The organism is Sporosarcina thermotolerans, assembly GCF_042658975.1.
GTDB lineage: Bacteria > Bacillota > Bacilli > Bacillales_A > Planococcaceae > Sporosarcina > Sporosarcina thermotolerans.
This window is the reverse complement of record NZ_JBHSRM010000003.1, coordinates 291,925-313,962: the sequence shown is the minus strand read 5'-3', so window position 1 is coordinate 313,962 and position 22,038 is coordinate 291,925. Positions and strand designations below refer to the sequence as shown.

The following is a 22,038-nucleotide window of genomic DNA, read 5'->3' as shown; positions in this document are numbered from 1 at the left end:
ATCATATGATGTATATTCATTAATATCGGAATATTTAGCCTTACTAATTAAGTTTGAATATATTAAAAGGATTAAGAGGAATAGTGTTACAAATTGAAATCGATTTTAAAGGTATCGCTCGTTTTGAAATCGATTTCAATATCTGCAAGAATTAATGAAACCGCTTTCAATGGATGATTCTATTAAACTATTATTTCATTGAACAGTAGTTATTTAACTTGAAAGGGGTGAAGGAAGTATTAAATTTTTCACGGTGTTGTAAAAATAATGAACTAAGGGGATGGGAGTAAGATGAGAAAGTTATCTATCACGGCGCTGATTTGTGCACTTATGTTGGTGTTAGGGGCTTGTAGTGAAAAGGCTAGTGGGGAAGTCGATAAAAATTATCCAAGTAAACCAATTACAGTAATCCAAGGCTTTAACCCGGGAGGTGGAAGTGATCAACTGGCACAGTTAACACAGCCATATCTCAGTAAAATTCTTGATGCAACATTTACAAGTGAATATATTCCAGGTGCTGCAGGTGCAATTGGTTGGACTCGGGTAGCACAAAAGGAAAAAGCGGATGGTTATTCCATTAGTATTACAAATTCCCCGATGCTAATGACAAATTACATTATGAACTCTGATATTAGTTATACATTAGAAGATTTTGATCCGATTGCGAACATTGTTACGGATCCAGGAATCATTGTGGTTCCAAAAGATAGTAAATTAAATACTTATGAAGACTTTGCTAAATATTTAGAAGACAATCCCAATGGGTTGAACGTCTCCCACTCTGGTGTGGGTGGGGATGATTTCTTTACGGCACTTAAATGGATGAATGAAACAGGGTTATCAATCGAATTAATTCCTTATGATGGAGATGGGCCATCTTGGCAGGCAGCTGCTGGCGGGGATGTTGAGGTTAGCTTTAATAACTTAGGAGTTGTGTTTGCACAAGTAAAAGCCGGTAATTTAAAGGCATTGGCTGTATTTAGTGAAGAAAGAATAGAATTATTGCCTGATGTCCCAACTGCAAAGGAATTAGGTGTGAATGTAGTATCGGGATCATCACGAGGATATAGTGCACCAAAAGGTTTACCAGAAGAGATAAAACAAAAATTATATGATGCATTTAAACAATTGGAAAATGACCCGGAATTTGTAGCAGGTTTGGAGAAAGTAGCCCTTCCTATGGATATCAAAATTGGCGAGGATTATGCTGAATTCCTTAAAGAGGATGAGAAATTATCTGAAAAGCTGTGGGAAGAAGTAAAAGACCAGTATAAAGAGTAACCAAAATGTTAGGAGGAAGGTTTTTCATCCCCTTCCTCCTGATCTTAAGGAGGGATAAAAATGTCATCGATTGTAAAACATTCAATTGCGAGCGGGCTAGTTTTAATAATGTGCGTTGTTTTTTATATGCAATCTTTAAATTATCCAGTTAGTGCTGCGAGATTACCACAAATTTTAATTTTCATAATCGCTGGTTTGAGTCTTATGATGTTGATAGAAGCATTTAAAAAACGAAATGAAGCTAGTGCAAAGAGTGAAGGGGAAGCAGAAAATGGAAAACTACATATAAAGCGTGTGTCCATTTTCATTGCAATGATAGCGTTGTATATACTCCTAATGGATATCATTGGTTACTTCATCGTAACTCCACTTTTTGTTTTTGCGAGCTTGATGTATATGAAAGCAACGAATGTACTTACAGCCATTATCTTAGCAGTTGGTTTTACTGCCTTTATATATGGTTTATTTAGTTTGTTTCTGCACGTTCCTGTCCCAAAAGGGATCTTCTTTTAAAAAGATTTTGATATGGCAAGTGGAATCGTAAAATCGACGCTATATAATCGGAGGGAATTGAATGGAGGAAATGTTGACTGGTTTACTAAATGTTATGTCATTTAGTAACTTATTTTTTATTGCTGTAGGCATGACCTTAGGTATATTCATCGGTTCAATGCCGGGATTATCAGCTACCATGGGAATTGCAATCCTTCTTCCACTTACATATGGTATGGACCCAGCAACTGGGATTGCTATGCTTGCTGCTTTGTATATGGGTGCATCGTATGGGGGGTCCATTACTGCGGTATTGATTAACACACCTGGAACACCTGCCGCGGCAGCAACTGTATTAGATGGATATCCAATGTCACAAAATGGTGAAGCGGGAAAGGCGTTAGGTATTTCTCTGGTCTCATCTTTTATTGGGGGGGTCGCTGGTGCAATTGTCCTTTTAACCATCGCGCCGTTTTTGGGGGAAGTAGCACTTAAAATAGGAGTAGTAGAGTTATTTGCAATTGCTGTTTTAGGGATTACGATTATCTCTTCTCTTTCAACTGGATCAGTTATTAAGGGTCTATTGTCCGGTACATTAGGCTTGTTAATTTCATTGATTGGAATGGATGCAATAACTGGTACTCCTAGGTTTACTTTTGGAAGTATTTATTTATTTGATGGTATTTCTTTTGTTGTTGCGTTAATCGGGCTTTTTTCTATACCTCAGGCTTTGAAATTAATTGAGCGAGACACTCAGGAAATAAAGGTAAGTAAGATAAATGACAAAATATTACCAAGTTGGAAAGAAATATTTAGACTTAGGTATACCTTACTCCGTTCAAGTGTAATTGGAGTCATTGTTGGGCTTATCCCGGGGACCGGTGGAGATACGGCCAGTTGGTTTAGTTACAATGAAGCCAAAAGGTTTTCTAAGGAAAAGGAAAAGTTTGGAACTGGACATGCGGAGGGAGTAGCTGCTCCTGAATCCGCAAATAACGCTGTAGTAGGAGGCGCGCTTGTTCCAACAATTACTTTAGGAGTTCCAGGGAGCTCTTCAACAGCAGTGCTTTTGGGTGGGCTGATGATTCATGGAATTATGCCAGGACCGACCTTAATGACAGAGCATGCAGATGTTGCTTACACATTACTTTGGGCAGTTCTAATTTCATGTTTCTTCATGTTAGGTCTTGGTATTTTGTACACAAGGGTAGCAGTAGGTGTTACGAAGGTTCCACCAAAAGTATTGGCACCGATTATTATCCTGTTATGTGTGATAGGAACCTTTGCGGTCCATAATAGTATGGTGGATGTCATGATCATGTTTGGCTTTGGGATTGCCGGTTATTTTATGGATAAATTAAAAATCCCCGTGGCACCAATGGTTGTAGGATTAATTCTTGGAATCATGTTGGACACCACTATGAATCAATCACTTAAAATTGGTCGCGGAGATTGGATGATCTTCCTCTCAAAACCTGTTGCTGCGATTCTTTTATTCATTGCATTAATTACAATTCTTCAATCAACACCTTTATTTGGTAAGTTGAAATCGTTAATTAAGAGGTAATTCCATTTGGTCAAGTGTATCTAAAGTGATTATACTTGACCAAAAAAATAAATAAATTCATCTGATGAATTTATCAGCGGTTTGTATATATTGGAGGTATTTTATGTCTAAGGTTCAATTTCACGATTTGTTGGGTGAAATGGAGAGAAAGATTGAAAGTGAAGTTTGGAAAAAGGGATCCAGGCTTCCAACTATGAATGAATTGGCCGCTCAATACAATGTTGCAATCTCAACTGTACGTGAAGTGTATCGTGCTTTAGAATCCAAAGGTTACGTTACTATCCAACAAGGTAGAGGAACATTTATAGAATATAATCGCTCAATGCAATTTACTAATGTAAGTCGTACATCCTTCATAGAACTATTAAAAATAACTGAATTTCGTACGATTATAGAGCCTTCATTTGCAGGATTAGCAGCCAGGGAGGCCTTCAATAACGAAATCGATTTAATAACAGAATCAGCTGAAATTATGCGTGGGATGGCCGAAAACAACCAGGTGACAATTAGTGAGGATTTACGTTTCCATAGATTAATAGTGGAAGCAACCCACAATGAGTATGCACTTAAAGTGTATGATAATTTACAAGAAGAGTTAAAGCGAATGCGTGCATATACGAGAAAGCCAGGAATGGTTGAGAAAGCGGTTCATTATCATCAAATGATTGCGAATGCGATTGCTAACAGAGATCCTCAAACTGCCAAATATTTAATGGAGTCACACTTGCAATCGAATAGTGAACTAGCAATGTATGAGTTATCTGGACTGGCTCTTGCTAATGGTGTATTAGAATAGTCCACTACAAAGAAGGATTTTAAAATATGTTGGAGGGATTTAAATATGAAAATTGGCGTTATCCATGCAACATGTAATGCTGTTCCCCCACTTAATGATGCATTCAAAGAATTGGCACCCAAGGTTATAGTTCTAAACTTTGTGGATGAGCACATCCAATATTATGCGAATCAAGTAAAAAAAATAGATGATAAGATTCATCGTGATTTTGTTAATATGTCGATAAAAGCTCAGGAGGCTGGGGTTGATGCAATAATCGTGGCTTGTACGGTGCTAACCCCTATTGTAGACGCTGTAAAACCTTTTATAACTGTACCTATTACAGCTGTAGACAGGCCTGTGTTAGAGATGGCAGTAAAGAATTTTACCAAAATAGGCGTTGTAGTAACTAACGCCCCAACTGGTCCGGCAACAAAAGAACAATTAGAAAAAATTGCATTAGAACTTGGCAAGGGCATTGAAGTGGATATAGAAATTGAAACAAAAGCTATGACGGAATTGAAAGCTGGAAATGTAGAGAAGCATAATCGCCTTAATGCTAGTGCAGCAAGGAAATTGAAGGACAGAGGTTCTGAGGTTATTATACTTGCTCAGATTACTCAGGCATCGGCCGAGAAAGAAGTCAAAGAATTAGGATTGCCGGTACTAACGACTCCGAGAGAAGCAGTAAAAACTATTTTAGAACTTAGTAAGAACAAAAATCAGTAGAGTTTATAACAATATAACTGATAGTCTATCAAGAATAATTCATATTTGGATAGGGAGAGATTAATATGAAGGTAAGTTTTATCGGATTAGGCGTAATGGGAATGGGTATGGCTTTAAATTTATCAAAAGGTGAAGGTGAAGGACATTACGAATTTATAGCATGTGATCCAAACGAACAGGCTTTAGAACAATTTAAAAACAAGGGATTAAAAACAACGACAAATATTTTAGATACTACTGACAGCGATTATATTTTCTTATGCCTGCCAAATTTAGATATCGTTAAAACCGTGGTATTGGGGGAAAATGGTCTTCTAAAACACTTGAAGCCTGGTCAATCCATTGTGGACTTCAGTACGATTAGTTATTTAGGTGCTATGGAAATTGCTGAAGCATGCAAAGCGGATGGAATTGAATTTTTAGATTGCCCTATATCTGGTCAACAATCAAAGAGTTTGGATGGCACTCTTAGCTTAATGTGTGGTGGAAGCGAGGATATATTTAATACAATCAAACCGCTGCTTGATAGAATGGGTTCGCAGGTTATTTATATGGGTAATAATGGGGCTGGACAGTTAACGAAAATGATTAATAACTGTGCATTGAACATTTGTGTTGCAAGCTTTAGTGAACTATTGCCTGTTGGCGTTAAACTTGGTTTAGACCCTGAAAAGCTTGGTGACGTATTAATGACAGCCACTGGGTCCAGTTTTGCTTCCAAGGCATTAATTCCAAAGATTTTGGAAGGGAATTTTGAACATGGATTTTCACTTGGAAGAGCATACAAAGATATGGAAAGCATGTATGAAGTCTTAATTAAATCTGAAATCCCATTACCGACTTTAAGTGGAACGATGCAATCTTACCAACTTGCATTACAAAGCGGACATCGTGATGACTACAAACATGCAATGGTCAAATTCTATGAAGATATGTTAGATGTAAGGGTTCGTAAAGAGGGTTTTTGAGAAAGTAAATAGTACATCAGGGGGAGATTACTTTGCTCATTGGTTGTATTGCAGACGACTTTACTGGTGGTAGTGACATTGCCTCTTTTTTTGCGAAAGGAGGCTTACGTACGATTTTATATAACGGAGTACCAATAGAAAATAGTACTCCAGAAGTTGATGTATGTGTAATTGCCTTGAAAACCCGTACACAAAATACAAAAGAAGCAATTAATATTGTGACGTAGTACTACTTGCACAATTTTCTATGGCACGTGCATTGGATAGTTATGACCGAGGATCAAAACCAATTTTAACTGGTCCAGAGGTAAGCGCAAACGCAATCGTATCACTTGTGATGTAGGCTACCCAGGTTCCTATACATGGTTGATTTCATTCAATTCACTAAAACTTTATAGTTATAGATTGAAAGTATGGTAGGGCTGGCATTTGTGATAGCTGGCCTTATTTTTTATTCATTTTTATTGAATAAACGGATACTTTTGTTGCGCATGCGGATATAATCAAAGCGCCGGACAGTGAGTCTGAGGGAATAGCTACACTCATTTCGAGGTACCCATTAGCGTTACATAACTTCCGTAAAAGGTAATTACTTTTTTACGAATAGGATTACTATAAATAAATTAAAAAAGGAAACAGGACTGTAAAAAATGACGAATTCAGTTCGCTCTTTTTTACATTTATTTCACTTTACTTGTTTTTTCATTTATTGATTAAATGCATGCTATTAATCGGTCTCACAATCGCAAAATCTTCTCCATAACGAAGTTGTATGAATATACAACCGTTATTCTGTAAATAAAAGGTTTACTTTTAAATCCTGTATTTTTATTCAAATTGCATGAATTATCATGAATGTTTCTTGCACAGGTACCTTTACAATGGACCTTCACAATATAAATTCGAATTATGGTAATATATAAATAGATAGTCTTGAGAAAAGGTGAGTATATGGGGAAAATTGCACTTATTCAAAGCCAGGTTTATATGTCCTACTCTACTAAATCGGATATTCGCCCATTGTTGGAGAGCTTTGATTTCATTGAATCTGAAGATATCATTTTATATACCGCTCATAATATTCCAAGATTGAAGTTCGATCTTACAGACATTGATATATCTATGGTTCTTTTCACTTCTAACTCATTAAGTGAAAAAACGATTAAGGAGGAAGTGGAATCCGAGTCATTTAAGCGATCCTTTGAAGAATTTCTTTCGAGAGGTAAGGGCTGCTTGATTCTACATCAATTAAATTCGATTCCCAAGGAGTTTTTCGAACCATTCACTGCCTATAATTTCTTACCAATCGAAGCACCAATGGCCGTTCGTCGAAAAGAGAATCCTTTAATTGGTGATCTTCGAAATTCCAAGTTGTCAGAAGCCCATCCACTTTTTCATTATCCTAATAATGTCTCCCTGAATGAACTGAAGCAATATTGTATGAAGAAAAAGGGTTTATACTGGCACTATTTAGATGACTCTTATTCTTCTGCTGAGTGGGAAACGTTATTACATGATGAAGACGAAACGCAAACAAGAAAAGCGTTGCTGATGGCTACAAGGGAAACATCCAAGTATCGTGTGGTCATTTCATCCCTTAATCTTGATTGGCAAAAAGAAACCGTTCTGCTTGAGAATATTATCAAATTTGTTATTGATGGGAAATGCAATACCGCCGTTTTATGGGATTCAACCTATAAAAGTATGGCATTTGAATTCTTCCTGGAAACATTAAATTCTCTAAATTACCGATACCAGGAATATGACTTATCAACTATCGATCAGATGGATGAATTCAAAAAACAAATCATGCAAGGTACCCATTCGATTGTTGTTTTAGGTCCAACGCATTCAGACAGTGAGAATAAAAAACAGGGAAAGTTAGAGGAGATTGAAGAATTTCTTCAAAATTACATAGTTTCTGGGAATGTAAAGTATATTGGTATTGAGTCAAACGATCTCCGTTTAAAACAATTTTTTGTGGCAGGTCGGGAGAAATCTGCACTTAGGATTCTACAGGACACGGAACTTAAGATTCATGGCATTCTCAAAGAAGGAAAGTATATTGATGACAGCTTTTGGAGCACCTTCGATACGTTAAAGACCCACAAAGCGTTAGAAAAAAGCGATGTCAGCTATACAGAATTCACATCGGAATTAGTCAAACCAATCTTGGACAAGGAAAAGGAAAAAGACTCCTTTAACGGATTACTTGTACCCACTTCCGCTTTATTATGGTTGCGGGCTACCTATGGGGACGATCCGGAAAAACTTCAAAAAACAGTCGACTGGATGAAAAAGGCGCTGTTAAGCGGTGAAGAGGCAGAATCGGAATGTATTGTAGCCTATAATGCTTTTTTAGAATTAGGAATTGAGACGTCTTTTGCAACAAAGCAATTAAAAAGGTTAATTAAAGGTAAAGACTTAACTAAGAGTAATGAAATCGAAATCATTCATTACATTAAAGCCTCAATTCTCTTAAAGGATGTCCAACTAATTAAGCAATTTGTGATCACCTTGGAAGCAAAGAAGAATTCAGAAAATCTATGGATTGATATTTCTGTCTCAGCAAATATCTTGAACCTACTGTTGGAAGCATTAGTGATTTTAAAGCAAACAGAAGAGGATACAAAGGATATTGAAAATACGATAGAGGATTTAGTTTTTCCAACCATCATTTACATTCAAAAGCTTTCTAATCGAAATAATGGCGTACTGGAAAACTACTTCCACTGGGATAATAAAGCAAATACTACTTTGAAATGCATCAGTGCGATATTAAATTTAGAGGATTTAATGGATATTCCCGTTACAGAAATGGTCCAATCGCTAATTAGCTACTCGCAAACAAGTAATCAAATCATAGATAATAAAACAGCTTTTAAGGTCATTGATGATTATAAAAATGATATTTCCGTTTTAACTGAGAAAAATAAACAGTTAGAGGATCAGGTCAAGACAGAGTTACAAAAGCAACAAGGTCTTGAGGAAGAAAAGGAAATTCTTCTGAAATCGAACAAAAAACTAACTGATACGAACATGGATTATGAAGAGCAAATAAGTAAAAGTGACTTCCAATTAAATTTCTGGAAGGGTGTTATCATTCTTGGGGTAACCTCCTTAATAACGTTAACGTTTACCGTGATCTACATGTTTAATTATCCTGAAGTTTATGTGGATATCATCAATTTTTATAAAAAATATGATATTAATTTACCGACAGTTATCGGAACCGTATTCACTTTATTAGTTGGTGTAACTACCACAAATTATTTTAGGAAGAAGCGAAAAATTACAGGCGTATAGGAGGGGAAACAATGAATTTAGGGAAACTGAATACTGAAAAAATCAATCCAAAAACCGTTGGCATTGATATGTGCTCTTCTCTTGAAATAGCCTGTTTAATGAATAAGGAAGATGAAACCGTTGCAAATGCAATCAGGCCAGAACTCCCGCAAATCTCTAAGTTGGTTGATGCTGCCTATCCTATCGTTCAGAAAAATGGGCGGATATTCTACATGGGAACAGGATCAAGTGGCCGTTTGGGTGTGTTAGATGCTTCAGAAATTCCTCCAACCTTCAATCTGATGCCGAACCAATTCATCGGAATCATTGCTGGTGGAGATGAGGCACTTCGGACTTCCAAGCCAACCGTTGAGGACAGTGAGTCTGAGGGAATGGCCGCACTAAAAGCCTATTCGATCACCTCGAATGACCTTGTGATCGGATTAACCGCAAGCGGAAGAACACCATTTGTAAAGGGGGCACTCCAATATGCCGCATCCCAACAAGCATTTACAGGATTAATCTGTTGTAATAAAAATGCGGAAATATCTCCGTTTGTCAATGTGGCCGTAGAGATTGATACGGGACCTGAAGTGATTGCAGGTTCAACCCGCTTAAAAGCAGGCACTGCCCAAAAGATGGCATTGAATATTTTCTCAACCGCCACGATGATTAAAGCAGGAAAAGTATATAAGAATTTAATGGTGGATTTAGTGGTAAGTAACGAAAAACTACAAGATCGGGCCATTCGGATTATCGTTGAGGCAACAGGTGCTACATATGAAGAAGCGGCGGAAGCCTTTAGAATCTCAAAGGAACAAGTCAAGACCGCTATTGTCTACCTGTTAACGGGTGAGCCAGTTGAAGAAATACTTGTAAAACTGGAAGAAAACAAAGGTAAAGTTCGAGATGTTTTGGACGGGCTTGGGTATGGTGGTTGATGAGGGGAACGGGACCTGTGAAGGGTACCCGTTTTTTTGTGTCGGATTTTTTTGGTACCTGTGCAGCGGACTATTCAGTTTATACACTACAATTGAATAAATATAAAAACATGAAGCTGTAGGTTTAAGGTTAATTTCAAATCAGTGTATTTTTATTCAAATCGTTTGAATTATCATGAATGTTTCTTGCACAGGTACCTTCACAATTCTCTTGCACAGGCAACTTTACAATTCTTTATTCCATAGCGGAGCGAACCATTTTACGCCTCTGCGGTTCATTGGTAAGAGCTTCATGTCAGCGATGAGGTGGCTGGCGTACCCGGCTATTCCTGCAACGAACAGACCTTCGAATGCCCACTCTTGTTGTAGATGACTCAAAATGAATGCATAAAAAGCGAGCCCTAAAAGTGAATGGGTGTAAGAGCGGTGCGGCAGGAACGAGGCGATGACGATATAGCTTCCGGCTAACAGGATGCCGGTTGATTGGTGCATCACAATGCCGAGCCACATTACCATGATGCCGGTTAGCGTCAACATTCTTCGTTGTGTGATGAAACGCGATACGATGAAAAAGAGCAAGCCGATTCCCGCGTACAGAATAATGGAAGGGGTAAATCCTGTTGTGAAAAACTGGTATGCGATCGCGACTAAAATGCCAATTCCAACGAACTGCATCAGCCATTGAGTGAACTTTTTAGAAATGGTGATTCGATTGCTTGCCAACCCGTTCGTATCCAAGTCGGGGACTAATGCTGACGCACCGCCGACTAAAGATGAGACTATGACTGTGTATAGATCAGGCTGAACCTGATATCCTGCAATTGCACCGGCTGCGGCGCCGATAGCTGCGTGTGAACTTCCTTTCATCTGTAAACCTCTCTTGTTGTGTAATCTTCTTATTATCTCTTATTGGGAAGGGGCGTGGCAATGGGTGGATGTTAGCACTTGGGGGAGCTTTGGTGGGCATATGGGTAGAGGATGTTTTGATTCTTAAGGTACCTGTGCGTAGTTGAATTCAGTTTATACACTACAATTGCATGAATACAAATTCACGTAGTTATAGGTGTAACGTTTATTTTGAGTGAGTGTATTTTTATTCAAATTGGTTGAATTGTCATGAATGTTTCTTGCACAGGTACCTTTACAATTACTCCATTCTATAAATTTCTATTTGCTTATTTCTCGATATGATATATAATTACTTTATTAATTTTCGTAAATAGACCTAAAATAACTTTGAAGACAGATAAAAACTTTAAAGTTTACTCCTAAACACGAACTAATAATTTTTATTCAAATTAATTATTCGTGTTTCGGGTTTTGGTCGATAGATATTGGAGGAGGAGCGAAATGGAAAAGATTAATAATAAATGGATGCGTGCTGTGCTTCCAGCTTTGTTAATTCATTGTAGTATCGGTACGGTTTACTGTTGGTCGTTGTTTAAGGGTGATATTGCCACTTATATGGGGAGATCTGTCGGGGAAGTGGAGTGGGCGTTTAGTATAGCAATTTTTGTTCTTGGGATGTCGGCAGCTTTCGGTGGGAAGTTTGTTGAAAAGGATATACATAAGTCATCCCTGCTTTCGGCATTATTTTTTGTTGCTGGGATGGCGGGAACGGGTTTCTTTATTTACCAAAAGTCATTGCTTGGTGTTTATATTTCTTATGGCGTTGTCATGGGTATTGGGCTTGGAATTGGTTATTTAACGCCGGTCAAGACTTTGATGCTTTGGTTTGATAAGCAAAAGGGATTGGCAACGGGGCTTGCGGTTGCAGGTTTCGGATTAGCGAAGGTCATTGCAAGTCCATTAATGGTAAAGCTTTTAGGGGAAAGAAACGGCGAGGGGATTTTGGTGAATCCCTCCAACATTTTTACGATGTTTTATATTTTAGCTGGAATTTATTTAGTGATGATGTTTATTGGGCATGTACTTTTAAAGAAACCAGAGGGATATGAGGAAGAAAGCGTCCAAACGCAAAAATTTAGTTATAGATTGGCATTGAAAAATAAAACGTTCATCGGTATTTGGTTAATGTTTTATATTAATATTACTTGTGGATTGGCTTTGATTTCCCAGGAAAAAGGGATATTGGCGTTCATTGGATTTGGAGCGATTGGTTTGGTGAGTTCGTTAACCGCGATTTTCAATGCGGGCGGCCGGATCTTTTTCTCTTCATTGGGTGACCGAATGAAGGATCGTAACTCCATTTATAAGATCATCTTTATTTCATCTATTTCAGCCTTTTTATTAACGATTGTGTTTGATGGACTTAATAATTCGATCGTAATTCTTGTTATTGCTTTACTTTGTATCATAAATGCAGGTTATGGCGGAGGTTTTTCGTCTTTACCACCCCTTTTATCGGACCGCTTCGGTTTGGACAGTATTTCGACTGTGCATGGATTGGCGTTATCCGCTTGGGCAATTGCGGGACTGACAGGCAATCAGCTAAGTGCTTTTGTTTTGGACAAGACGCAATCGTATGACATGGTGTTGTATGTCATCATGGGGCTCTTTGCGGTTGCGACTTTGATAAGTATTTTCCTTGTGAAACCTGAGAAAGTCAGACTCCAAAGTGAAGCAAAAGAGCAGATTGTAGTAGACGTGAAGAAGGATGCGTTGATTTAAATGGTATCTTTTTATCCTTCATGGGTTGTTACTTGAATCTTATCTATGTATTTTGTGATAACATAGGGTGAGAAAACTATGAAGGCAGGTACAACCTTGACACTAATTTACGCTATAATTGATTTCATCCTGCATATTGATGAACATTTAGTTGAAATCATCAAAACTTTTGAAGGATGGTCATACGGTATCCTCTTTTTAATCGTATTTGTTGAAACAGGACTTGTGATTTTCCCTTTCTTACCCGGAGATTCTCTATTGTTTGCCAGTGGTGCGCTTGCCACGAGGGGGGCATTTAACTTTGCTCTCTTAGTCATTGTCTTTTTAACCGCAGCGGTACTTGGCGATACTGTGAATTACCATATCGGTAAGAAAGTGGGAACTACCATTTCTTCAAGGAGTTTCATGGGGAAATTAATTAACCAAGAAAAGATGGCGAAAGCTGAGGGCTTCTTTAATAAGCATGGTGGAAAAACGATTGTGATCGCTCGTTTTATGCCATTCATTCGCACGTTCATTCCTTTTGTCGCAGGTGCAAGCAGGATGAACTACCGTTATTTCTTAATCTATAACGTGGTTGGTGCAGTAATCTGGGTCGGGGTTTGTACAACTTTAGGCTATTTTTTCGGCAATATCCCGATTATCAAAGACAATTTTTCAACCGTACTTCTACTCATTATCTTCATTTCTGTGTTGCCGGCTATTATTGGTGTAGTCCGGGGGCGGATGGGGAAATGATTAAAGGCCAGCGTTTATTATAGCTGGCCTATTTTTTTGCGCTTTTATCGATCGATTAGTAAGGTACCTTTACACACTCCATATACATTTTATCTGCTATCTTAGATATCCTCATCGATCGAATTGCTAAATGTTATATAATAAATAACTTCTATAATAGGTAGAGATTCTTCTACTATTTTTATTTGTGATAGAATAATAAAGTATTATTCTTATTTAAATCTAATTATTCTAATTGTATTTATTGAACTAAAATCGCTTTATATAGCTATTAAATGAAGTTTTCACGAGGGTCAGTTTTATTACTGAACTCGTTTTTTTTGTTACCGTTTTGTAACTTACCGTTCATACCACTGTAATAATTCTTCTTTATACTAAGACACTTAGTGATAGCGATTTTGCTATACTAATATAATTTATTAGTGAAATATAGGAGTGATATTGAGTTGGAAAAACGTATTAGTTTACTATTTATGACAGCATTAATCTTCATGTCTTCGTTAGTTCCTGCTAATGCGATGACTGGTGGAACCGAAGGGGATCGTCCTTGGATGAACACCGAGCTCTCTGCTGAAGAACGCACAGAGCTACTAATCGATGCGATGACGATGGAGCAGAAAATCCAGCAAATTGCTATTTCGCGTTTCAATGAAAATGATACTGGCGAGACGGTTGTTATCAAGAAAGGTGGTACTAGCAAGTACCAGAACGGAGAGTTCGCACCCCAAGGCACCCTGCCTGGATGTGAGTGGCAAGACACAGGCCGCCAGATCCAAGGGATCGATGAACTGGGAATCCCTACAATCCGCATGACCAATGGTGGTACGGGCGTTAAGGGAGGATCATGTGGTAATGACCCAGAAGCGACTGGCCTGCCATCCTCCCTGTCTATGGCCGCAACCTTCAACAGCGAGTTAAACTATGAAGCCGGCCGAATCCTCGGCGAGGAGACACGGGCGTTCGCGCATCACGTGTTGCTTGGACCGGGCATGAACCTCGTACGTCACCCGTACAATGGCCGGAACTATGAGTATTTCAGTGAAGACCCGTACTTGACGGGTATCATGGCGTCTGAGCAAGTTAAAGGTATCCAGGATCAAGGAGTTCAAGCACAACTTAAGCACCTTGCCGGCAACGAGCAAGAGACTGAACGTTGGACGATGGGGGTACAGGTTCCATCACAAGCTATGAACGAGTTGTACATGCTGCCATTCGAGATGGTCGTCAAGGATGCTAACCCGGCATCGGTGATGTGTTCATTCCCGGATGTTAACGGTACTTATGCATGTGACAGTTCTGAATTGCTCCAAGATGCCCTACGGAGAAACTGGGGCTTTGAAGGTTATGTCATGAGTGACCGTCGTGCAATTCACGACACAGTTGCTGCAATCAAAGCGGGCATGAATGTTGAGCTCGACTGGGCACCGCAATACTACACTCAAGAGAAAATTCAAGATGCTCTCGACTCTGGTCAAGTGACTGAGGACGACATCGACAATCTACTTCGTCCACGTTATATCAAGATGATTGAGTTCGGCCACATGGACGAGCCTTACGACAAGTTCATGCCGGAGATCGTAGATCCTATGCTTAACGGCGCTAGTGCACGGAAGATGGCTGAGGAAGGGTCCGTACTATTGAAGAACGAAGACGGCTTCCTACCACTTAACGGCGAGCCGAAGTCAATTGCGTTGATCGGCCTCGAGTGGTTCGCAAGTGAGGCTAAAATGTCCCCGCGTTCCGTACGTGATAACAATGAGAACGTTAATACACCTTACACTGTCACACCACAGCAAGGCTTAGAGAATGTTATCAAAGAATTGGGCTACGACACTAAAGTAACTTACAACAATGGCCGTGACCCGGAGGCTGCTGCGAAGCTTGCCGCTGAATCGGACGTCGTGCTTCTTATGGTCGGCGACAACCCACATGAGACCGCAGACCGTGATACGCTCGGATTCCCAGCAATCGACCTCGACAAGCACCCAGATCGAAAGAACTTGGTTGAGCAGGAGCCGCTAATCGACGCAGTTATGGAAGCTAACGCGGAGAATACTGTTGTGGTACTGAAAACATCCGGTACGGTGCTTATGCCGTGGTTGGATGATGTCCCTGCAGTTCTTCAGGCATGGTTCCCAGGAATGGAAGATGGCAATGCAGTTGCTAACTTGCTTTATGGTAAGGTTAATCCTTCAGGTAAGTTGCCAATGACGTTCGGCGCGACTGAGCGTGAAGCTGCATTCGCAACAGAGGAGCAGTACCCTGGAACACGTCAAGACACTGGCAAGGTAGGTGGCCCTGGCCCGTACGGTAACGGTTCCGATCAATTAATTGCCAAGTACACTGAAGGTCTTGAAATGGGTTACCGCTGGTACGAAGCAAACAACATGAAGCCGGTCTTCCCATTCGGGTACGGCTTATCATACACAACTTTTGAATATGACAAACTTAAAGTGAAGAAGATACAAGATAAAGGCTCAGTGTCCGGTATTGACGTGTCCTTCACAATCACGAACACTGGTGACGTTGCCGGTAAAGAAGCGGCACAGGTCTACCTAACACTTCCGGATGAAGCAGGACAGCCGACTAAGCGTCTTGTCAACTTCGAGAAGGTTTACCTTGAGATAGGTGAGAGCGAGCGTGTGACTGTACGTATTAACCACGATGACTCTAACCACCCGTTCTCCTATTTCGTTCCGGAAGAACCGGACAACCTTGCGAACTGGGCAGACGGCGAATGGAAAACTGCTAAAGGAAAGTACCGCGTACATGTCGGTGGTTCCTCAGCAGACACTCCGTTGGAAACAGATGTCCCGTTGAACTTCAAGCTCAGCAAGGACGACACAATTGGCAATACTAATGGCAACAACAATAGCAACAACGAGGACGAGAACGAAGGTAATATCAAAGGCAACAAGGACGACAACAAAGATAATAACAAAGGCAATAAAGACGAGAAAAAAGATAACAACAAAGGTAACAAAGACGACAACAAAGGTAACAAAGACGAGAAAAAAGATAACAACAAAGGTAACAACAAAGGTAACAACAAAGGCAATAATAAGGGTGACAACCAATGGCAATCCCAATGGCGATACCAATTGCGATACCAATTGCAATCCCAATGGCGATACCAATGGAAAAACCAATTGAAAAACCAATGGCAATACCAACAACTAGGACAACGCCAATGGCAATACCAACAACTAGGACAACGCCAATGGCAATACCAACAACAAGGACAACACCAATGGCAAAGGTAACTTCGAGTGGGAACTCAAAATAAACCTGCGGCCAAAAGATGACGGATGCGACTCGATAGAGGTCGTCCAGTCATCCCGAACATAGTGAGCCCGCGAGCCTCGGTGTGAATTTCCGAGCTCGCGGGCTCACTGCTTTTTTTCAACGACTTTAGAGCGACGATAGGGGAAGAAAAGCATCAAGAAAGGATGTGAGAAGTCTAATGAAAAAATCCATTCGTAACAATGAGCGCGTTTCAGCGCGTTTGTGGTGGGTAACCCTTGGCTTGGTGGTCCTCTTGACCGCATGCACTGTCAAGGAAAACGAGGTGCCGTTCGAGAAAGATGACGCAATTGAGGAATCTGATGGGATAGTCAAGAGAGATGACGCCGTGATCCCAAACCAGTCTGAGCACGGTGACTGGCAGGATCCTGGCTTAGTAGACCGTACCGGCGCGCCGATCGAAGTCCCGACGCCAGATCCAACCACGGGTAAGACCCTTGACGTCACGGACTTCGGGGCAGATCCAGATCCTGACTCACAAGACGATGCAGCAGCCATCAGAGCGGCCTTAGACGCAGCCGAATTAGGTGACGAGGTCTTCCTGCCGGCTGGCACGTATGACCTACACTCTACTGACCCGAACGATAAATCAGCGAATATCGTATTGCGCAGTGGCGTGGACTTGCGCGGAGAGGGCCAGGAACGCACTGTGTTGCTGACCTCACTCGACGGCGAGGATGACAGCCGGGTGATCCGCGGTTCCGGCATCCAGGACGTCATTATTGCTGACTTTACCATCACCTCCCGCCACGAGGGTCCACTCGGCGACGACCCCAAAGACGGCGACGCGGGTGGCGGGCCAATGTACGGGATCTATCTCGGAGCTCATAAAGGGCAGGCGAGCTCCAGGATCATAGTGGAGAATCTAAGCATCCGCAAGTTCGAGCGCCACGGCATCTCCGTCAAGGCCAGTCGTGAAGTGACTATCTCTGAAAACTACATCAGTGAAGCAACCGCCGTAGGTCCAGGTGGACAGGGCTATGGCATCGCTATCGAGGGCACAGTGGACCAGCACGACCCGAATGCCACTAATGATTCCCGGCACAATGTCGTCACCGGTAATACTTTCGACGGCAGGCATCTGCGGCACGCCATTCTGTTGCAGTTCCGCACGCATAATAATTTAGTAGCGGAAAACACCATCGTCGGCAGCATTCTCGACGCCATCGACTTGCACGGTGAGGGTGAATATTTGAATGAAATCAGGGACAACACGGTCATTGGTGGTCAACGGGCAGGCATCGCGCTCGGCAATCCCGGTGGCTCCAAGAACAAACACGACGCCTCAGGAACCGGAAACTGGGTACATTCCAATCACCTGATTGGGAACCGTGAAGGTATCCTCGTAATGTTAGGAACTCCCGACACCCTTATCGAGGACAATCGGATCACTGCGAAGGGAGATTCGAAAACAGGCATCGAGATCCGCAATGCGCCGGGCACGAAGTTATTCCGTAATTATATAACTGGAGGAAATAGTGGATTCTGGTCCATTAAGCTCGGTGAGGACCGAGGTAATAATGGGCGGGGGATCGGTATCCCAAAAGGTATCAGGATTGAGCACAATGTCATTCGACAAGCCGCAAATGGAATCAAAATCAATGCCGGGGAAGACCTTAGCGTGATTGAAAACGTCATGGATGGCATCGGCGGGGACAAGCTGAAGGTGGACGATGGGATAAAGTTGAGATTGGTTCCATAAGGTGCAGGAGACTATTCGTTTTTGTGACGATTGTTTGAAATTTATGTATTTTTATACGAATTGATTGAATTAACATGAATGTTTCTTGCACAGGTACCTTAACAACCACATATCCACAAAAAAAGTCCAATTTCCAGTAGAGGAAATTGGACTTTATTTTATTCACTCCTAAATATGAAACACCCATACAACAATTGGGCCAAGGACGGAGCCGATGATTGCACATAATGCCATTGTGATGGAACTCATTGAAAAGGCAAGTTCACCGTATTCGGCAGCTTTTGATGTCCCGATGGCGTGAGATGCACTGCCAAGAGCGATGCCTCTGCCGAGGGGGCTATGGATGCGTAATAGTTTAAAAATAGTAGGTGCGATGATTGCGCCGAAAACTCCAGCAATCATAACTCCGACGATCGCGAGTGACGGATTTCCGTTCAACCCTTTCGCTACTTCAATCGCGACGGGGGTAGTTAGGGATTTGGGGATAAGGGAAAGACTTAAGTTTTGATTGAGCCCGAATAGTTTAGCGATGAGTACAACGCTGACCATTCCGGAACTGACACCAACCAACACCCCTCCAATTATAGGAAGCAAGTGATCACGTAAGAAAAGGCGTTGCTTGTACAAAGGGTAGGCAAGTGCGACGACGGATGGACCTAATAGGGAACTGATCCATTGTCCCCCAACCATATACTTATCGTATGGAATTTGGATTAAAGACAACACAATTATAATCATTGTAGTTGCGGTTAAAACAGGTATTAAAAAAGAGTGTGAATACCGTTTATATAGTTTTGCCGCAGCAAGATAAGCAACGACGGTTAATAAAATCATGAAGAATGCGAGTGTTGCTTGCTGCATTCTTGATCATCCTCTCTTTTAATAGCCTTTTTCCCGAAAAATTGACCAACTGTTCCTGTAATTGCAATGGAAATAATCGTACTTGTGATGACGGCAAGGATGAACAATGCACCGTGAAAAGAAAGTAACGAAGCATAATTCATGATACCGACAGCTGCTGGAATGAAAAACAGCATCAATATACTGAGTACAAACCCCGCGCCATTTTCAATCCATTTTACGGGAACTATTTTGAAACATAGACAAGTGAAAAGTAATAAAAGTCCAATGATGCTTCCCGGGATGATCAAATGGAAAAAGTTCTGAATAACCGTTCCGATATATGAAAAAATGTATAGAAGACAAATCTGTAAAATAATGATGAGAATCCTCATGATGTGTTGTTCCTCCTTTATTTAGAAACAACTTCCCCAAGTTGCCAGACAACTAAGTTATTATATCATAATTGGATTGTGAAGGTACCTGTGTGCCGAACAATCGAGATTATTCATTGGATATGCACGAGACGTCTATAAGGATACACTAAAATTGGCGATTGATGAGATACTATTGTATTTATATACAACACTTCGAATTGTCATAAATGTGTTGCGCACAGGTACCTTTACAATGAGATACCCCACCAAAACACCGAGTCTTCAAGCATTTCGTCATTTATGCTATAATAGTACAGTTAGTTTTGTGCATCAAGGAGGTATTATCATAATGAAATTTAATAAGGGGATTGTGTTTGTTTTATTGGGTGCTGCGTGTTTTGGGTTTACGCCGATATTTGCCAAGTTGGGGTTTAGCTATGGCTATTCACTTGGCCAAATTACAATCGCTCAAATGTTAATTTCCTTTATATTAATATGGTCTATTACGTTATTTAGACGGTCGAGCTTCAAGGGGCTTACGAAAAAGAATATTTTACAAATCATGATGACAGGTTGCTTTATCGGTTTGACGACGGTATTTTATTACGCCTCGATGCAATATTTACCGGCCTCATTGGCGATCATTTTAATGTTCCAATTCATATGGATTGGCATCATTTTGGAATGGATTTTCAGCAAAGTAACACCAGCACCAGTGACGATTTTATCTATACTATTAATTCTGGTAGGGGTCTTTTTCGCTTCGAATATCATTAACGGAGACATTCAGGGGCTTCCGATTAAAGGTTTTGTATTCGGTATTCTTTCTGCGTTCACGTATGCAGGTTTTATTTTCTTCAGTGGAAAAGTGGCGGTCAATGTGGATGCGTTGACTCGAAGTTCGGTGATGGTGACGGGTTCAACCATCATGGTTTTTATCCTATTCATGCGTGATATTCCGACTGTATTTCCATTGGAAGGAAACTTGATAACGGTAGGGATTGGGGTTTCATTATTCGGAGCGGTACTTCCACCTCTGTTTTACGCGGTAGGTGCCCCACTAATTTCGGGAGGAATCGCCAATATATTAACTTCTATTGAATTGCCGATCACCATCCTATTGGCGAGCGCCATCTTGTCGGAATTAGTGACACCGCTTCAATGGGTAGGGACCGTGATTATTTTAGTAGCAATCATTTTGAATGAACTTGGTTCAAATTTATTCCGGATAAAAAAGCATATATAAAACACCAGCCACACGTGGCTGGTGTTTATTAATTATCGTTAAATCTCGTCACTATTAGTTGGAACGGGCTCTTTATCGGTCACATCCAAAATGTCGAGCAGGAATATGAAAATTGGAATCCCGATGATCAGGCCCCATACGCCAAAGAAGTTTTGCGAAAAAATAAGAACGACGAATGTGTAAAAGATAGGCAGATCCGTTTTTGAAGACATCAGTTTAGGATTTAAAATGTATGCTTCAATCGCATGGATGATCATAATAGCAATTAGTAAGTAGAAGACCGTCAGGAATCCGCCGATTGTGAAGCCTATAATCGTAAGGGGAATCAGTGAAATGGCGACTCCTGCGACAGGTATCAGTCCCATGAAGAAAATCATGATGGCCAACCCGACAATCTGAGGATAGCCTAAAATCATTAAAACAATGACGGACAAAAACGTATTGACAAGTGCAATGATGAATTGCGCTTCAATTACTTTACCGAATGTACGTGAAAATTTCTTTCCGAAAAATTCAATTTCATGATAGAACGGGGCAATCTTACTGTTTTTAAATTTATTTGTAAACTCGACAAGTCGCGGTTTTTCAATAAGGAAAAACAAACTTAAAATCAATGCAAGCAGTACATGTATACTCACTTTACTTATATCTGAAAATGATTTAAGTAGGAACGATACGCCATTATCGATATAGGCCTTTATCTGTTCAGCGGAAATAAATGAATCAATAACGCCTAAAAGCGGATTATCTTGCGGGTGGGTGAAGAAATTTGTTATTTGCCTAATGAGCTGAGTGATTTCATAGGAGATAAGCGGCAAATATTTGACAAGAGCAACCGTCAAAATGCCGACAATCAATGTGTACAGCATAATGACAATAAGTTTATGATTCAAACGAACACGCTTCGCCGTAAATTCAACGAGTCGATTCATCAAGAATGAAAAAATAAAGGTGAGTAAGATTAAGTTCATCATACTTTTCACGCTAAATAGAACCACGATCATTAATGCGAAAATTATGACCCGTTTCACTTCTTTTCTTTGTAATAGCCGAATTATCGTTTCCATTTTAAACCCATACCCCTCATAACCTATTTTCTATTAAATTCCTTAAGTTTAGTATCCTCTTGTTTGCCATAGATTTCAAACAAGAACTTTTTATCT

General features: G+C 40.4%; 18 protein-coding genes. 14 read left to right on the top strand and 4 right to left on the bottom strand.

The genetic code is table 11. The features are described from left to right. The first annotated feature begins 291 nt into the window (after positions 1-291). From ACFPZG_RS04320 to murQ, 9 genes are all read left to right on the top strand, one after another. Complete coding sequence (locus tag ACFPZG_RS04320; protein ID WP_283732858.1) at positions 292-1,281, top strand: tripartite tricarboxylate transporter substrate binding protein; 990 nt, start codon at positions 292-294, stop codon at positions 1,279-1,281. Between the two features lie 60 nt (positions 1,282-1,341). Next, the gene (locus ACFPZG_RS04315) at positions 1,342-1,794 is read left to right on the top strand and encodes a tripartite tricarboxylate transporter TctB family protein (RefSeq protein ID WP_283732857.1); all 453 of its coding nucleotides are present in this window, start codon (positions 1,342-1,344) and stop codon (positions 1,792-1,794) included. A 61-nt stretch (positions 1,795-1,855) separates the two neighbouring features. Then, entirely contained in the window at positions 1,856-3,340 is a 1,485-nt protein-coding gene (locus ACFPZG_RS04310; protein WP_317940294.1) for a tripartite tricarboxylate transporter permease, read from the top strand. 103 nt (positions 3,341-3,443) lie between these two features. Next, a complete protein-coding gene (locus ACFPZG_RS04305; protein ID WP_283732854.1) occupies positions 3,444-4,136 on the top strand; it encodes a FadR/GntR family transcriptional regulator in 693 nt (230 codons plus the stop codon). A gap of 45 nt (positions 4,137-4,181) precedes the next feature. Beyond that, positions 4,182-4,844, top strand: a complete 663-nt coding sequence (locus ACFPZG_RS04300; protein WP_317940293.1) for an aspartate/glutamate racemase family protein — start codon at positions 4,182-4,184, stop codon at positions 4,842-4,844. Between the two features lie 65 nt (positions 4,845-4,909). Next, entirely contained in the window at positions 4,910-5,812 is a 903-nt protein-coding gene (locus tag ACFPZG_RS04295) for an NAD(P)-dependent oxidoreductase (protein WP_317940292.1), read from the top strand. A 32-nt stretch (positions 5,813-5,844) separates the two neighbouring features. Further along, complete coding sequence (locus tag ACFPZG_RS04290) at positions 5,845-6,039, top strand: four-carbon acid sugar kinase family protein (RefSeq protein ID WP_283732850.1); 195 nt, start codon at positions 5,845-5,847, stop codon at positions 6,037-6,039. Between the two features lie 1,213 nt (positions 6,040-7,252). Then, the gene (locus ACFPZG_RS04285; protein WP_381426411.1) at positions 7,253-9,118 is read left to right on the top strand and encodes a hypothetical protein; all 1,866 of its coding nucleotides are present in this window, start codon (positions 7,253-7,255) and stop codon (positions 9,116-9,118) included. 11 nt (positions 9,119-9,129) lie between these two features. Then, positions 9,130-10,038, top strand: a complete 909-nt coding sequence (murQ, locus tag ACFPZG_RS04280; RefSeq protein ID WP_283732846.1) for an N-acetylmuramic acid 6-phosphate etherase — start codon at positions 9,130-9,132, stop codon at positions 10,036-10,038. Positions 10,039-10,263: 225 nt separating this feature from the next. Here murQ and ACFPZG_RS04275 read toward each other — a convergent pair whose 3' ends face one another. After that, entirely contained in the window at positions 10,264-10,905 is a 642-nt protein-coding gene (locus ACFPZG_RS04275; protein ID WP_283732845.1) for a metal-dependent hydrolase, read from the bottom strand. A 483-nt stretch (positions 10,906-11,388) separates the two neighbouring features. On the opposite strand from ACFPZG_RS04275, the gene ACFPZG_RS04270 reads away from it, so the two are divergent. From ACFPZG_RS04270 to ACFPZG_RS04255, 4 genes are all read left to right on the top strand, one after another. After that, on the top strand, positions 11,389-12,669 hold the full coding sequence (locus tag ACFPZG_RS04270; protein WP_283732844.1) for an OFA family MFS transporter: 1,281 nt from the start codon (positions 11,389-11,391) through the stop codon (positions 12,667-12,669). 96 nt (positions 12,670-12,765) lie between these two features. Next, entirely contained in the window at positions 12,766-13,407 is a 642-nt protein-coding gene (locus ACFPZG_RS04265; protein ID WP_381426415.1) for a VTT domain-containing protein, read from the top strand. Positions 13,408-13,880: 473 nt separating this feature from the next. Next, positions 13,881-16,670, top strand: a complete 2,790-nt coding sequence (locus ACFPZG_RS04260) for a beta-glucosidase (RefSeq protein ID WP_317940421.1) — start codon at positions 13,881-13,883, stop codon at positions 16,668-16,670. A 200-nt stretch (positions 16,671-16,870) separates the two neighbouring features. Beyond that, positions 16,871-18,412: a right-handed parallel beta-helix repeat-containing protein gene (locus ACFPZG_RS04255; protein WP_283732841.1), complete on the top strand. Its 1,542-nt coding sequence runs from the start codon at positions 16,871-16,873 to the stop codon at positions 18,410-18,412. 168 nt (positions 18,413-18,580) lie between these two features. Here ACFPZG_RS04255 and ACFPZG_RS04250 read toward each other — a convergent pair whose 3' ends face one another. Then, the gene (locus ACFPZG_RS04250) at positions 18,581-19,273 is read right to left on the bottom strand and encodes an LrgB family protein (RefSeq protein WP_283732840.1); all 693 of its coding nucleotides are present in this window, start codon (positions 19,271-19,273) and stop codon (positions 18,581-18,583) included. Further along, positions 19,243-19,647 (bottom strand): CidA/LrgA family holin-like protein, encoded by a 405-nt coding sequence (locus ACFPZG_RS04245; protein WP_283732839.1) that lies wholly within the window; start codon positions 19,645-19,647, stop codon positions 19,243-19,245. The genes ACFPZG_RS04250 and ACFPZG_RS04245 overlap by 31 nt, the downstream gene beginning before the upstream one ends. Before the next feature lie 331 nt (positions 19,648-19,978). Between ACFPZG_RS04245 and ACFPZG_RS04240 the strand changes: the two genes are divergently transcribed. Next, a complete protein-coding gene (locus ACFPZG_RS04240; protein WP_317940290.1) occupies positions 19,979-20,875 on the top strand; it encodes an EamA family transporter in 897 nt (298 codons plus the stop codon). 38 nt (positions 20,876-20,913) lie between these two features. Here ACFPZG_RS04240 and ACFPZG_RS04235 read toward each other — a convergent pair whose 3' ends face one another. Then, positions 20,914-21,942: an AI-2E family transporter gene (locus ACFPZG_RS04235; protein WP_283732837.1), complete on the bottom strand. Its 1,029-nt coding sequence runs from the start codon at positions 21,940-21,942 to the stop codon at positions 20,914-20,916. Positions 21,943-22,038: the final 96 nt, after the last annotated feature.

Excerpts from the sequence above, each read along its gene's own strand:
- ACFPZG_RS04260 (WP_317940421.1), top strand. The coding sequence starts at position 13,881 with ATGACAGCATTAATCTTCATGTCTTCGTTAGTTCCTGCTAATGCGATG.
- ACFPZG_RS04240 (WP_317940290.1), top strand. The coding sequence starts at position 19,979 with ATGAAATTTAATAAGGGGATTGTGTTTGTTTTATTGGGTGCTGCGTGT.
- ACFPZG_RS04270 (WP_283732844.1), top strand. The coding sequence starts at position 11,389 with ATGGAAAAGATTAATAATAAATGGATGCGTGCTGTGCTTCCAGCTTTG.
- ACFPZG_RS04275 (WP_283732845.1), bottom strand. The coding sequence starts at position 10,905 with ATGAAAGGAAGTTCACACGCAGCTATCGGCGCCGCAGCCGGTGCAATT.
- ACFPZG_RS04255 (WP_283732841.1), top strand. The coding sequence starts at position 16,871 with ATGAAAAAATCCATTCGTAACAATGAGCGCGTTTCAGCGCGTTTGTGG.
- ACFPZG_RS04315 (WP_283732857.1), top strand. The coding sequence starts at position 1,342 with ATGTCATCGATTGTAAAACATTCAATTGCGAGCGGGCTAGTTTTAATA.
- ACFPZG_RS04295 (WP_317940292.1), top strand. The coding sequence starts at position 4,910 with ATGAAGGTAAGTTTTATCGGATTAGGCGTAATGGGAATGGGTATGGCT.
- ACFPZG_RS04320 (WP_283732858.1), top strand. The coding sequence starts at position 292 with ATGAGAAAGTTATCTATCACGGCGCTGATTTGTGCACTTATGTTGGTG.
- ACFPZG_RS04305 (WP_283732854.1), top strand. The coding sequence starts at position 3,444 with ATGTCTAAGGTTCAATTTCACGATTTGTTGGGTGAAATGGAGAGAAAG.
- ACFPZG_RS04245 (WP_283732839.1), bottom strand. The coding sequence starts at position 19,647 with ATGAGGATTCTCATCATTATTTTACAGATTTGTCTTCTATACATTTTT.
- ACFPZG_RS04285 (WP_381426411.1), top strand. The coding sequence starts at position 7,253 with ATGAAGAAAAAGGGTTTATACTGGCACTATTTAGATGACTCTTATTCT.
- ACFPZG_RS04310 (WP_317940294.1), top strand. The coding sequence starts at position 1,856 with ATGGAGGAAATGTTGACTGGTTTACTAAATGTTATGTCATTTAGTAAC.
- ACFPZG_RS04250 (WP_283732840.1), bottom strand. The coding sequence starts at position 19,273 with ATGCAGCAAGCAACACTCGCATTCTTCATGATTTTATTAACCGTCGTT.
- ACFPZG_RS04235 (WP_283732837.1), bottom strand. The coding sequence starts at position 21,942 with ATGGAAACGATAATTCGGCTATTACAAAGAAAAGAAGTGAAACGGGTC.
- murQ (WP_283732846.1), top strand. The coding sequence starts at position 9,130 with ATGAATTTAGGGAAACTGAATACTGAAAAAATCAATCCAAAAACCGTT.
- ACFPZG_RS04300 (WP_317940293.1), top strand. The coding sequence starts at position 4,182 with ATGAAAATTGGCGTTATCCATGCAACATGTAATGCTGTTCCCCCACTT.